At 61.5% G+C, this 13712-nt stretch carries 11 protein-coding genes and 1 pseudogene; 3 read left to right on the top strand and 9 right to left on the bottom strand.

Features of this window, described 5'->3' with window-relative positions:
• Window positions 1-912 precede the first annotated feature (912 nt).
• Window positions 913-2895 (bottom strand): BTAD domain-containing putative transcriptional regulator, encoded by a 1983-nt coding sequence (locus tag EN949_RS09430; RefSeq protein ID WP_063172126.1) that lies wholly within the window; start codon window positions 2893-2895, stop codon window positions 913-915.
• Between the two features lie 151 nt (window positions 2896-3046).
• Here EN949_RS09430 and EN949_RS09435 point away from each other — a divergent pair, with 151 nt between their 5' ends.
• From EN949_RS09435 to EN949_RS09445, 3 genes are read left to right on the top strand one after another with little or no spacing between them, the layout of a single operon-like run.
• Complete coding sequence (locus tag EN949_RS09435; protein ID WP_063167983.1) at window positions 3047-4045, top strand: DMT family transporter; 999 nt, start codon at window positions 3047-3049, stop codon at window positions 4043-4045.
• Window positions 4046-4093: 48 nt separating this feature from the next.
• On the top strand, window positions 4094-4795 hold the full coding sequence (locus tag EN949_RS09440) for a hypothetical protein (protein WP_127224125.1): 702 nt from the start codon (window positions 4094-4096) through the stop codon (window positions 4793-4795).
• Between the two features lie 42 nt (window positions 4796-4837).
• Window positions 4838-5644, top strand: coding sequence for a DUF1194 domain-containing protein (locus EN949_RS09445; protein WP_063170236.1), 807 nt, complete (start codon window positions 4838-4840; stop codon window positions 5642-5644).
• A gap of 110 nt (window positions 5645-5754) precedes the next feature.
• On the opposite strand, the gene EN949_RS36460 is transcribed toward EN949_RS09445, so the two are convergent.
• The 8 genes and pseudogenes from EN949_RS36460 to EN949_RS09485 form a co-directional block, all read right to left on the bottom strand.
• Window positions 5755-6294, bottom strand: a complete 540-nt coding sequence (locus tag EN949_RS36460) for a DUF982 domain-containing protein (RefSeq protein WP_224619186.1) — start codon at window positions 6292-6294, stop codon at window positions 5755-5757.
• Window positions 6198-7184, bottom strand: a complete 987-nt coding sequence (locus tag EN949_RS09455; RefSeq protein WP_013531723.1) for a dipeptide ABC transporter ATP-binding protein — start codon at window positions 7182-7184, stop codon at window positions 6198-6200. The genes EN949_RS36460 and EN949_RS09455 overlap by 97 nt, the downstream gene beginning before the upstream one ends.
• 8 nt (window positions 7185-7192) lie before the next feature.
• Window positions 7193-8152 carry an ABC transporter ATP-binding protein gene (locus tag EN949_RS09460; RefSeq protein ID WP_024503324.1) on the bottom strand — a complete coding sequence of 320 codons (960 nt, stop codon included), beginning with the start codon at window positions 8150-8152 and terminating at the stop codon, window positions 7193-7195.
• Window positions 8149-9120, bottom strand: coding sequence for an ABC transporter permease (locus EN949_RS09465; protein WP_013531725.1), 972 nt, complete (start codon window positions 9118-9120; stop codon window positions 8149-8151). The genes EN949_RS09460 and EN949_RS09465 overlap by 4 nt, the downstream gene beginning before the upstream one ends.
• The gene (locus EN949_RS09470) at window positions 9120-10136 is read right to left on the bottom strand and encodes an ABC transporter permease (RefSeq protein ID WP_063167981.1); all 1017 of its coding nucleotides are present in this window, start codon (window positions 10134-10136) and stop codon (window positions 9120-9122) included. Before EN949_RS09470 ends, EN949_RS09465 begins: the two co-directional genes overlap by 1 nt.
• A gap of 39 nt (window positions 10137-10175) precedes the next feature.
• Window positions 10176-11837 carry an ABC transporter substrate-binding protein gene (locus EN949_RS09475; protein WP_024503325.1) on the bottom strand — a complete coding sequence of 554 codons (1662 nt, stop codon included), beginning with the start codon at window positions 11835-11837 and terminating at the stop codon, window positions 10176-10178.
• Window positions 11838-11855: 18 nt separating this feature from the next.
• Entirely contained in the window at window positions 11856-12761 is a 906-nt protein-coding gene (locus EN949_RS09480) for a proline iminopeptidase-family hydrolase (RefSeq protein ID WP_027161573.1), read from the bottom strand.
• Between the two features lie 52 nt (window positions 12762-12813).
• A pseudogene (locus EN949_RS09485) lies at window positions 12814-13712 on the bottom strand (peptidase M17); the annotation flags it as partial.

Here is a 13712-nt window from a genome sequence, read left to right on the forward strand (position 1 = left end):
GCTGCTAGGACCGCGCGGTTTTGGCAGCGCGTTCGGCCCTTTCTGTCTCTACAATAAGTGCCGCAGCGGCTGTCGCCTGCTCGTTACGACCATCATCGTTGGACCACGGCATTTAGTGTTTCGCCTTAAGTTTCATCGCCCGCCGTGCCATTTTGTAGCGGCGCCGCGCCCTGTCTTCTTCAATCGCATCTTAGAGAGAGGTTTCCGGCGTGTTGACCGGCTCCTTGCTCGACAGATGATTGTCGTTGGCAGCTGAATTACAGGCCATCTCGGCTCTCCTAATGCGAGCCCGAACTTCGGGATGGTAGAAGAGTTCCTTCTTCGCACGCAGGAATCGCCCAAGAAATGGCCATTGGCAAATTTCAACGTGAGCGACAACAGCCTCGTTAGTTGCGGTCGATCCGTGTGCGCATCGCAAATTAACGCCGCGGCGGACAATGAGGCTCACGGATCTTCCGGCGAACATCTCCATTGGAGTGGTCACTCTCGTCGGCAGAAGAGCGTCCGAAAGGACTGTCGGCGGCTCAATCGGTGGAACGGAAAAGAAGAGAGCAGAATTCCCGTGTGCAGTTTTTGCACACAAACGGCCATAACTATCTGATTTTGTTTATGTATCTGTCCCATCCATCATGGGCGCTATGGCTACCCTAAACCTTTGATAATCTTTCATGCTTCATAACTTCGACAGGTTGGATCGCGTCGTACGGGCTCTATCACGCGCCATGATAGGCCCAAGCCGCAAATCGGCGGATGACTGGCCGGCGCGACGGCGTGGGGCGTCGAATACCTCAATCGCAGGGTAGCGTATAGGTCGACCTGGCCGGAATTGCCAACGCGTCGTCTGCTTTCGATGCCTGGGCGGAGGACGGAACCCTCCAGCTTCGTATGACGGTGTCTGCGCCAACGATGTGGCTAGGAACTGGGAAGGCCAGCCCTCGACAGCATCTCAAGGAACCGGGAATGATGATGATCCTTTACATAGCGCGGCACAAAGCCAGGGCAGACGTTGCTCAGATTGAGATGCGGAAGTTGTGACAGGCAATGGTGGATGGCCCGGGACGCTTCTTCGTTGTTTCCGGTGGCCGATGCGGTCGCGGCCCAATAAAGGGCGCCGCGAACGAAACCAGGCTTTGTCCTGACCACTTTGCGGGCGGCTTCGAGCGCCCGCTGGTTGTCTCCGCCAGCGAAGAGCGCCACAACCAGGCCGTGGTGGCGCCAGAAGTCGATGACATCGTGCGTTCCGAGCCGGATTGCTTCGTTGGCCTCACGCACCGCTTCGTCGACCTGTCCGCGCAACGCAAAGAGCATCGAAATATCGCCGTGGCCAGTTGGGTAGCTTGGGTTGAGGCTGATCGCGTGGCGGCATTCGGCGATCGCCTCGTCGATGCGACCGCAACTTTCGAGAGCGAACGACAGAATACATCGGGCAATCTCATCGTCCGGTACCGCCCGCACTGCGGCTTCCGCAAGCTCGACCGCACGCTCGATCACCCCACGCTCCCGAGGCAGCGCACCAAACGCCACGCCCATGGATATTACGATCGAGAGCGTCCGCTTTGCACGGGCGTTGTCGGGACCTATCGAAAAGGCCTTTTCGGCAAGCTCTATCCCGACCAAAAGTGAGTCCCGAGTCATCTCAAAATATTTCATGAGGGCTTCGTTCACCAGCCTGCGCACTTCAGGGATCCCTGGCGGGCTTTTGTCTCTAACCTTCCAGTTGGTCAGTTGAAGTTCGAGGATCACGGCAAGAACAACAGATTGTGCGATCCTGTCCTGGAATTCGAGCGCGTTCTCGGAGTGGCCGTCGAACTTCTGGGCCCAGACGTGGTGGCCGCCGGCGGCATCGACGAGCTGGACATTCACCCTCAACCCATTGCCGGATCTCTGGACGCTGCCGCTGAGCATATATCGCGCCCGGAGTATCCCTGGTGTCTTGGCTTCTTCGCCTGGGCCGCTCTTCTCGGGCGGAAGCGCGGCGAGCACGACATAGTCGGCCACTTCGGAGAGGGCTGTCGTGATGTCCTGGACAAGGCCCTTGGCGAAAAAGTCGTCGCCTTGCTTTCCGGTCAGATTGACGAAGTCGGCAACGCTGATGGACGGACGCCCAAGGCGCTGGCTGGACGGAACACCATTTGTCGACTGCACATTTGAAGCGTCGTCGGCGGCGAGCAACAGAGATTGCCAAAGCGCCCGCGTTTCAGGGCCGGCTTCGACGCCGAACTCCTTCTTCAGCATGCTTCTGCAAGCTTCGTATGTCCTGATTGCCCTGTCGCGTTGGCCACATGAGAGCAGCAATTCCATCTTGAGCCGATAGGATTCCTCCCGTGTCGGTTCCATGGTCAGAATACGATCGGCCAGGATCAGCCCGGCATCGGGGTCGACGAGACGGGCCAGTTTTTCGAAGGACTCAATCGCGCGGCCGAGCAGCCTGTCGCGTTCCGATGTGATCCAGTCATCGAACGTATTGCTTCCCAGATAAAGCCCGTCGAGGAAGGGCCCGGTGTAGTTCGCCAAAGCCTTCGCGAGGTCCTGGGCGGAACGGGCCGAGAGACCCGTTTCGAACTTCTCCACGTCGACTTGAACCAGCTCTGGCCTCAGGGCGATCAACTCACCGCTGGAATGGATGAGATCCACCCCTTCTCGCGCCAGATCCTGGCGCAGGACACTGAGGGCCTGCCGAAGGCTGTTGCGCGAATGTTCAGCGTCGCTGTCGCCCCATAGGAGGTCAGCCAGCCTCTCCCGCGTCGCCGCCATGCCCGGACACCGGGCCAGATAGGCGATGATTGCCGGCCCTCGTTTCCCGGTCAGCCGAAGCGGACCGGCCGTTTCATTTTCAATCCGGAAACCGCCGAAGAGTGAGATTCTATTTGCAGCGCCGCTGTCCTCACTTTGCATTTGCTATCCCAGCCTGACGAAATCCTAACTCAAAACTAACGCTTCGCAACAGTCGGCCTTCGCGCTCAAGCGCTGCCGTAACGGCAGGCTGTTTAGGCTTTGCTAAATTAAGGCGACCAAGTCAACGAAAGGCTTGGTTCGAGGGGGATGCGTGTCCAGGACAAGAGCCAATTTGCTGCTGCTGTTTGCAGCCGCTTTGTGGGGCTTCGGCAATGTCTCGCAAAAGATGGTGCTTGTGCATCTCGACGCGCTGAGTGCTGTGGGTCTGCGATGCCTGATCGGCGGGCTGCTTGTGCTGCCCTTTGTCTTCATGGAGAAGCGGCTTCCGCTCGGGCCGGACTATTTTTCCAGCTTGGCCAAGGTGGGCGCGCTGTTTGCCATCTCCATCACGCTCCAGCAGCTTTGCTATCTCGGGGCCTCCGTCACCAATGCGAGCTTCCTGGTAAGCACGGCAACGGTAATGACACCGCTGGCCGCCTGGTTTCTCGTAGGCGAACGTCCGACAGCGAGTCTCACAATCGCCGCCGGATTGACCCTTGTTGGAGCCCTGCTGTTGTCGGATGGGATAGCCGGGTTCAGCAGTGGCGATCTTACCGCTGTCCTCTCGGCTGCCTGCTATGCGCTCTGGGCAGTCGAACTGGGCCGGCACATGCAGGTGCATGCGCGGCCGTTCACCGCTGCCGCGACACAGTTCTTCGGCGCCGCAGCCTTCGCCCTGCCGCTCGGTGCAATGCAAGGCAATCTGTCGCTGGCCGCCGCATCCGCAGCCGGCCCGGAACTGGCCATCCTCGGCGTGTTCTCCACTGCGATTGCCTTCGGCATACAGACGGTTGCCCTCCGCTTTACGCCGGCCAGCCACGCCGCCGTGATCGTCAGCGCAGAAAGCGTTTTCGGGGCGCTGGGCGCGGCAATCTTTCTCGGCGAGCGGAGCTCGTCCGCGAGCGTCTTGGGTGCCGGCATCATCCTGGGTGCGATCCTGTCCGTTGCAATGTCGAACCGAGCGCTGCAGGCACGCACGTCCTTGCGAACCGCTTCGGTTCAATCCTTCGACGCGGCCCCTGCCTTTGCAACTGCGTCCGCAAATCGGGCGGGCGATCGTCATCCCAACAATTCAGGTCCAGTGGAGGAATGTGATGGCCCTTGCCGGTGATGCGAAACGTATTCCAGACCCGGCCGGACTTGTCGCGGGGGCGCAGTGATGGATGCGCGGACAATCCTTCTTCCGGTCGCACATTTGGTATCGGCGCTTCGCGCCCGCATGAAGGGACCGGGTGGCTACTACAACAGCGGCAATGCGCTCGGCCTCATTGTCGGTCTGGCGATCCAGATTGCCACCGCGCCGGTCGGCTTGCATGAGGGAAGCAGCGTCACCATGGCGGTGATCGAATATTTCGCTGGCAGCCATGGCACTGTTGCGCTGACCTTGACCACCCTGGTCTTCTTCTGGGGCGGCGAGGCCTATCACCGGGCCTGGGCAAGGCCGGATGCTCCCGATCCCGCCCTCAACCGTCTAGGCGACTTCCTGTCGGGCCTGGGTGCGATCGGGCTCGGCATTGCCCTGTTGCTGCTCGGCGATCCATTGCTTGCGGCGACCTCCGGCCTGCTGCATGCGCTGGGCAAATTCGGCAGCACCTTCCACAGGCCCGGCACGCCAATTCCGATCTGGCCGGCCGCTTGGCCCGATCCGTTCCGCAGTGCGGTGCTCGCCAGCCGGTTGCCGGCAATGCTGGCGACGACAGTGGCCCTCGCCCGCGCTTTGCCTGAGGTCTGGTGGAGCGGCTCCTTCGCGGCCCTCGCCATGCCACTGACCTTGCTCGGCTGTTATCTCTTGTGGACCAAGGCCGATCTGCTGCTCTTCGGCGTGGGCACCAAGGCCACCCGCCAGATTTCCACATGTTGAACCCGCTTTTTGAAACGACCGGATGTCGAGATGGAGAATGACATGTTTGGCAGTGTGTATCATCAGGACGCCGGCCCCCCATCCTTTCGCAAACTGGTGCGGGCGACAGGCTGGGGCAGTCTCCTGACGCCGGCCGGTTCAATCTCGAGAGTGACAGGAATACTTGCAGCTTCGCTGTTTTGGGGGGCCTCGGCCCATGCCGCGAACGTTGACGTCGCCATCGTGTTCGCGGTCGACTTTTCGTCATCCATCGATCCGAAGATCGCCGATATGCAACGCGAGGGACATGCCGCGGCACTCACCTCGCCAGAGATCATCGCCGCCATCAGCCGGAATTATATTGGTTGCATCGGCGTTGCCTATTTTGAGTGGTCGAGCCCCGGACACGCGCGCGTCGTGCTGCCGTGGACAAGCATCTGCGGACTGGAAGATGCCGAAGCGGCGGCTGCGGTGATCAGCAGGAAAGGCGATACCGGCTTCATCCGCAGAGGGCGTGGCGGAACATCCGTCTCCTCGGCTATCGACATCGGCAGTCTCCTGCTCGACCAGTTCCCGGGAAAGGCCGCAAAGAAAGTCATCGATATCTCCTCCAATGGCGAGAACAACGACGGGCTTCCCGTCCAGCCGAGCAGGTCGAACGCCATAGCCAAGGGATATACGATCAATGCCATCGCCATCCCGACGGAGGATGAGAATCCCGACCAACCTCTGGCATCCTATTTTGCCAAATCGGTCATTGGCGGTTCCCAGGCCTTCGTCATGACGCCGAAGGGGCCAGACGACTACACCATGGCGCTTCGCCGCAAGCTCGTGACTGAAGTAAGCATGAACGACGACCGTCCGCTGTGAAAGTGCGCCATGTAGGACGAACTTTCGAGGCCCCATCCCGGAGCGCATTGCACAACGAGATCCCCGCGCCGCTGCAGCGCGAGACCTTGTAGGACCGTCAGGACAACAGCCTATCGCCGCAATGCGTGCACGCTTGCCTTGCCTTCGCCGCCTACCGGCAAAGCCATGTCATCGTCGAGAAGGCGCGTGATGCGGGCAAAGCCGGTGAACGCTTTCCTTGCTTCCTCGGCCGACATCTGGCCCGACAAAGCGGCCGAGCAACAGTTCAGCGCGCACTGATAAACCGGACCGCGCCGTCCCGTTGGCCATTTCCGCAAGAACATCATGGCTTCGGCAACACTATCGATTTCTTCCGCAGGGTGTCCTTGCCCGCGCGAAATCCGCACGGGCGAAAAGAAATGCAATTGATCCATCGTTTCCTCCCGGTCGACCGCAATGCGCTCGATCGAACCCCACCAAACGCACCAACAGCCGGTTGGTTCCAGCCAAAAAATGGAATTTTTTGAGAAATCTGTCAGGCGAAGGCGATCACCTGTGCGGTGGTGAGTGTCGCCTACATCGTCGGAAAGTGGCAGGCGACTTTGCGACCGGGTCGGTATTCCCGCAACTGCGGCCGCTCCGAACGGCAGCGCTCCGCCGCGATCGGGCATCGGGGATGGAAACGGCAGCCGGTTGGAGGGTTCAGAGGGCTCGGTACGTCGCCGGTGAGGATGATGCGCTTGCGCGTCCCGCTGGGCGTCGTCTCCACGATAGGAACCGCCGAGATCAGCGCCTGGCTATAGGGATGGGCCGGTGCTGCAAACACTTCTTCCGCCGGCCCTTCTTCGACGATCGAGCCGAGATACATGACCGCTATGCGGGTTGAAACCTGACGTACCACCGACAGGTCGTGGGCGATGAAGATGTAAGTGAGATTGAGCTTCTCCTGCAGATCGGCAAGCAGGTTGACGATTTGCGCCTGCACCGACACGTCGAGCGCGGAGACGGGTTCGTCGAGGACCACGAGGTCCGGGTTCAATGCAATAGCCCGCGCGATGCCGACGCGCTGGCGTTGCCCGCCGGAAAATTCGTGCGGAAACCGCATGACGTGATCCGGCAGCAGGCCGACAAGGTCGAACAGTTCCGCCACGCGTCTGGTGATCTCGCTCGACGAGAGCCTGCCATGGATGCGCAGCGGCTCGGCCACCAGGTCGCCGACGCGCCGGCGCGGATTGAGCGATGCCGACGGATCCTGGAAAACCATTTGCAAGCGGCGCCGGAGCGGCCTGAGTTCGGACAGCGACTTCGAGGTGATATCGTTGCCTTCGAACAGAAGCTCGCCGTCCGATATGTCGTAGAGCCTCACCAGGCAGCGCGCCAGCGTGGACTTGCCGCATCCGGATTCGCCGACCAGGCCGACCGTCTCGCCGCGCCACACGGTCAGGGAAACATTGTCGACCGCATGAACGGTTCGCTTGCCTTCGGCGGAAAAACGGCTGCCGATGGAAAAGCGCTTGCCCAGCGAACGCGTCTCGATAATGGGGCGGTTCTTGTCGGTCATCGATCCGCTCATGCCTGTGCCACCCTGAAGCACGCCGCGGCATGAGTGCCGCTCCCGAGGTCGGGTTTGCCGGCCTCGCAGGGCTCATAGTGAACCGGGCACCGCGGACCGAACGCACAGCCCTGCGGCAATCGCAGCAATGACGGCGGCGAACCGGGAATGGCCGGCAGGCGGCGTGGTTTTTCGCCGGTCAGCGGCGGGATCGAACCGAGCAGCGCGCGCGTATAGGGGTGTCGCGGATCGGAAAACAGCTCCGCGCGACTGCCGCGCTCCACCACGCGGCCGGCATACATGACCATGACCCGGTCGGCGAGTTCGGAGACCACGCCCATGTCATGCGTGATGAAGACCACCGCCGACTTGTGCGTCGCGCGCAGCTTGCGCACCAGATCGAGAATGCCGGCCTGTACGGTGACGTCGAGCGCCGTGGTCGGTTCGTCAGCCACCAGCAACGCCGGATTGCAGGACAAAGCCATTGCGATCACCGCCCGTTGACGCATGCCGCCGGACAGTTGGTGCGGGTAGCGCGACATCGCCTCGTGCGGGTTCGGAAAATTCACCTCGGCCAGCAATTCCTCCACGCGCTCCATCGCCTTGGACTTGCTGATGTTGCGATGCGCGCGGATCTGTTCGGCGATCTGCCAGCCGATCGTGTAGACAGGCGTCAACGCGGTCATCGGATCCTGGAAGATCATCGCGATCTCGTTGCCGCGCAGCCGCCTCAGTTCGCGCGCGGGCAGTCCCACCAGTTCGCGGCCCTTGTAACGGATCGAGCCTTCGATGGTGGCGTTGGGATCGGTGATCAGACCCATGACGGCCAGCAGCGACACGGTCTTGCCGGAACCGGACTCACCGACGACGCCGAGGATCTCGCTCTCCTCGAGGTCGAAGGAAACGCCATCGATGGCCCGCACCAGGCCATCATTTGTGCGGAAGGATACTTTGAGGTCGCGCACCGACAGTATCATGATGTCCTCAGGCGCGGATCGAGAAGGATGTAGACGAAATCGACCACCGCATTGGCAACAACCACGAACATCGAAGCGTACATCACCGTTGCCATGATCATCGGCAGATCGAGATTCTGCAGCGCGTCATAAGTGAGCTTGCCGATGCCGTGCAGCCCGAACACCACCTCCGTCAGCAGGGCCGAGCCTCCGACCAGCGCACCGAAATCCAGGCCGAACAAGGTGACGAAGGCGATGAGCGACGTGCGCAAGGCATGGCGCAGCAGGATGCGGGTCTCCGACAGGCCCTTGGCCCGGGCCGTACGGATATAGTCCTCCTGCAGGGATTCGATGATCGCCGCGCGCAGCACGCGCCCATAAATGCCGATGTAGAGAATGGACAGCGTGATCCACGGAATGACCAGGGTCAGGAACCAGCCCTTTGGATCGTCGGAGAAGTTCTTGTAGCCGAGCGGCGGCACCCAGGAGAACGCCCAGCTGTCGTGGTAGCGGCTCTGGGTGATCAGGTTCATCACCTCGCCCAGCCAGTACACCGGCATCGAAATACCGAGCAGCCCTAGCGCCATCAGCAGCTTATCCAGCCAGCTGCCGCGCGTGGCGGCGGCGGCGATGCCGATGATGATGGAGACGACCACCCACAGGATCGCCGCTCCGAACACCAGCGAGAGCGTGACCGGGATCGAATCCATGACCGCCGGCACCACCTTCCAGCCACGATTGACGAAGGAGGTCAGATCGCCGGTGACGAAGATCTTCTCCATCATCGTCACATATTGCACGTAGAGCGGCCGGTCGAAGCCGAAGCTGTGGCGTACCGCCTCCAGCACTTCGGGCGATGCATTGCGGCCGGCGATGCGCGCCGCCGGATCGGAGCCCGGCGTTGCGAAGAAAATCAGGAAGACGATGACCGAGATGCCGAACATCACGAACAGCATCTGGCCGAACCGGCGCAGGATTGCGTAGATCATCAGTCGCGCCCCAGCCGAACCTTGGAGCGCGGGTCGAGCGCGTCGCGCAGACCGTCGCCGAAGACATTGAGCGCCATGACGGAAACCGCGATCGCCAGGCCCGGCACCAGCGCCACCAGTGGCCTGGTGTAGAGCAGCGCCTGTCCGTCCTGGATGATGGTGCCCCAGCTCGCGGCCGGCGGCTGCACGCCGATCGAAAGGAAGGAAAGGGCTGATTCCGTAAGCATGTTCAGCGCCATCATCAGCGGCACGAAGACGATCAGCGTCGTGGTGACGTTGGGCAGGATGTCGCGCCACAGGATGCGCCACCCCGGCACGCCCAGATTGATCGCGGCGAGCACGAATTCGCTTTTGCGCAGTGCCAGAACCTGCCCGCGTATCGGACGAGCCACATAGGGCACGTAGACGATACCGATGATGATGACAGGCAGCCACAGACTGCCGGACTCGATCTGGATCGGTCCTATCGTGATGCCATGCGCGATGGTGACGATGGAGAGCGAAATCGCCAGCAGATAAATGGGGAACGCCCACAGTATGTCGAGGAAGCGCGACAGCACCGTGTCGGTGACGCCGCCGAAATAGCCGGCGATCAATCCCGCCGCCGTGCCCAGGATCAGGGTGAAGATGGTTGCTGCTCCGGAGATCAGCAACGAGCTCAGCCCGCCATAGAGCATCCTGGCCATGACATCGCGCCCCTGGCTGTCGGCGCCGAGGAAATAATTGCCCAGCCGCCAGGTCGGGCCGAGCGGTGTGTAGCCAAGCCCGAGCCCCTCCGTCGATTGTTCCATCACCGGAACGTCGGCACCGTCGATCTGGATGACGGCGTCGAGCGTCGAGGCGAAGGGGTCCACGCCTGCCCATTTCGCATAAAGAGGCGCACTGAGGCAGGCAAGGACGATGAGGAGGAACACGGCCAGCGACGCCATGGCGGCCCTGTCCCTTGCCAGCTTCGCAAACGCGACGGCCCAGGGCCCTCGCGTCTTGCGCGGCGCGGCGACAGCTACGTTCGACACGGACGTGCCCCTCCGCGGTTCGTTACTGCACCCAGGCCATTATTGTACCCAGGATTGGGTGATCATCCAGTTGAACTGCCTGTTGAACTTGAAATTGCCAAGACGTTTGCTGACGAAGTCTAGCCGCTTCGGCGTAAAGAGGCCGACCGCAGGTGCCTTGTCGGTGACTTGCCTGTCGATTTCAGCCCACATTTTATCGGCGGCTTTCTGATCGGTGACGCCGAGGTCCAATGCCTTTTGCATCTTGGCGTCGATTTCCTTGTCGCAGAAGCCGGCGATGTTGATCGAGGCGTCCGAACCTTCGCGGAAGGAGGCGCAGCTGAACAGGATGTTCAGGAAGTCCGAAGCCGCCGGATAGTCCTTGTACCACTGGGTGACGGACATCTGCACCTTGTTGTTGGTGTTCTGGATGTAGGTGAACTGGATGTTCGACGAGATCGGCTTGACGTCGGCGACATAGCCGATGCTGGTCAGCACGCTCTGCAGATAGACGCCGATGGAGCGCGAAATGGCGGTGTCCTCGACGATGATCGTCACCTTCTGGCCCTTGGTGCCGGAGTCCTCAACGAGCTGCTTTGCCTTGTCGAGATCAGGAGCCGACCATTTGGCGCCCGGGTTCTTGGTGAAGGGACAATAGTCTTCATGCCCGGGGAAGTCCGGAGGCAGGACCTGGCAGACCGGCGAGGCCAGCACCTTGCCGCCGAACAGCTTGACCAGCGTGTTGCGATCGATCGCATAGGCAACGGCCTGGCGGGCTTTTTCGTTGTCGAAGGGTGCGAGACGGTTGTTCAGCGGCGCGTACCACCAAGCCGAAAGCGGCGAGATGTGCAGCTGGTCCATGGACTTGCTGCCCAGTTCGCCCAGGCGGTCGCTCGGCAGAGCGTCGAACATCCAGTCCGCTTCGCCGTTCTGGATCGCGGTGACGGCTGCCTCTTCGGACAGGCCGAAATCATATTGGACGACATCCGGATAGCCGTCCGGCTGGGCTTCTTCGCTCCACTGCTTGAAATTGGGGTTGCGGGAAACCGTCATGCCCTTGTTCGGGTCGAAGGCGGAGATCATGTACGCGCCGGTGCTGGGAATGGGCTTGGAACCCATGTCTTCAGCGGGCGTGTCCGCCGGCAGGACCACGGCATGCGGCAAGGCAAGCTTGTAGAGCAGCTCGGCATCCGGCTTGGTGATGTTGATGGTGATGGTGCCGGCCGCTTCGTCGCCGACAACGCCGCCTTCCAGCGTGCAGCTCTTGGTGTCGGCCAGGCATTTGTCCGCCCCGACGATGCCGGCATAGAACGTGCCGGAGGTGGGTCCGGAAACCTTGAAGATGCGCTGGAAAGAAGCGACGACGTCCTTCACGCCAAGATCCTGGCCGCTGGAGAACTTGATGCCCTTGCGCAGCTTGAAGGTGAAGGTCTTGCCGTCATTGCTGACCTGCGGCAGGGCCTCGGCCAGATCGGGGACGATGGTGAAACCGTCCATGCCCTCGGCCTTGCGGAAGGCCACCAGGCCGTCATAGATCGGCTGGTACATCTGCCAGCCCTGGTCCGTGTAATTGATGTGCGGATCGAGCGTTCCGGCCGCGGAGCGGGCCAGCAGGCGGATGGTGCCGCCTCGGTGCTCCTTGAGATATTCGGCCTGTGCCGGGGCCAGCCATGTACCGGCCAGCAATGCCGCGGCTGTTGCCGCCAGAAGCAGTTTCTTCATGTCTTGATTCCCCTTTTTTCAGTTATCGTTGTGGTCCAGGAAGTCTCCCACCACCCGCATGCACGCATCTTGCTCTTCGACATGCGGCATGTGGCTGGAATGCTCGAATATCTCCCAGCGAGACCCCTTGATGCCGTCCTTGTAGGGCTGCACGGTCGCGGGCGTGGCCTCGTCGTGACGTCCGGAGATGATCAGTGTGGGAACATCGATGGCCGGCAGGCGCTCGACGATGCTCCAGTTCCTCAGCGTTCCGATGACATGGAACTCGTTTGGCCCATTCATCAGATTATAGACGGTCGGATTGCGCACGACCTGGGCGAAACTTTCCGTGACTTCGGGCGGGAAAGGCACGACCCGGCAGACATGCCGCTCGTAGAACACCATCGTCGCAGCCTGGTAAGCCGCATCGTCCGTCGTGCCGGCCTGTTCGTGTCGGGTCAGGGTCTCCTGCACATCCGCGGGCAGATCCGCACGCAACCGGTTGGCCTCTTCGACCCACAGTTTCATGGACGCCGGTGAGTTGGCTATGGTCAGCGATTTCAGGCCTTGCGGCCGCGTCACGGCATATTCGGCGCCCAGCATACCGCCCCAGCTCTGGCCGAGCACGTGGAAGCCTGTCCGAATGCCGAGGTGGTCGACGAGGTTTTCAAGCTCGTCGATGAACAGCCCAGGTGTCCAGAAATCGGCGCCTTTCTCAGGCAGCAAGGTGGAATTGCCGCAGCCCAACTGGTCGTAGTGGATGACGGCGCGATCCCTTCGCGCAAGAAGCTTGTAGGCATCGACATAGTTGTGAGCGACGCCCGGGCCGCCATGCAGGATCACCACAGGCGCCTTTTCGCCGCCGAGTTCGCCACTGACCCGATACCAGGTCTCGTAGGCGCCAAAAGCGGCCCGTCCTTCCATGCCGATGATCTCAGATGACATCCCAATTCCCAGTGCGATTGAAGGTACTTTTATCGTCCGCGGCGGCAGGCGCCTAACTCATGTTACGGGTGACCTGCACCCACTCTTCCAGCATCTGCACGCCAAATGCCGTGGCACCTTGCCTGCCGAGCGGCCGATCGGTGTCGGTCAGTTCCTTGCTGGCGATGTCGAGATGCACCCAGGGGCGATCTTCCGTGAAATGGCGCAGGAAGGCTGCGGCATAGGGAGCATCGCCATCTTCCATATCCTTGGCATGATGCCGCAGGTCCGCGAACGGCGATTGCAGGCCCTCGTCGTAGGCCCGATCGAGCGGCAGCCGCCAGAACCGCTCGCCGACCGTTTCTCCGGCCGCGATCATCTGTGACGCGATGGCATCGTCGGTGCTGAACAGGCCGGCGAATATCGACCCCAACCCACGCGTCACCGAATAGGTCAGCGTTGCCAGATCGACGATCACTAAAGGGTTGAAGCGCGTGGCTGCATAGTGGAGGCAGTCGGCCAGAAGCAGGCGTCCCTCCGCATCCGTGTCGAACACTTCCACTGTCTGTCCGGACGCCGTCGTGATGATGTCGCGCGGTTTGAGCGCCGTGCCGGATGGCATGTTCTCCGCAATGCCGAGAACACCGACAACGTGTACCGGGCTGCCTTGCCGGGCGAGTGCGATCAGCAGGCCGACCACAGCGGCCGCTCCGCCCATGTCGGCTTTCATGTCGAACATCTGCGCTCCGCCCTTGATGCAGAGGCCGCCCGAATCGAAGCAGACGCCCTTGCCGACGAAAGCGAGTGGTTGGGCGGGAGCACCCTTGCCCCGGTAGCGCAGGACAGCGACCCGCGGCGGGCGCGCCGAGCCCGATCCGACAGCAAGAAGCGCGTTCATGCCGAGCTCCTTCAGTTGCGCGGCATCAAGCATTTCGATGTCGATGCCGGCTTCACGCAGGGGCTCAAGATGAT

The organism is Mesorhizobium sp. M7A.F.Ca.US.007.01.2.1, from assembly GCF_003998165.1.
Lineage (GTDB): Bacteria > Pseudomonadota > Alphaproteobacteria > Rhizobiales > Rhizobiaceae > Mesorhizobium > Mesorhizobium ciceri.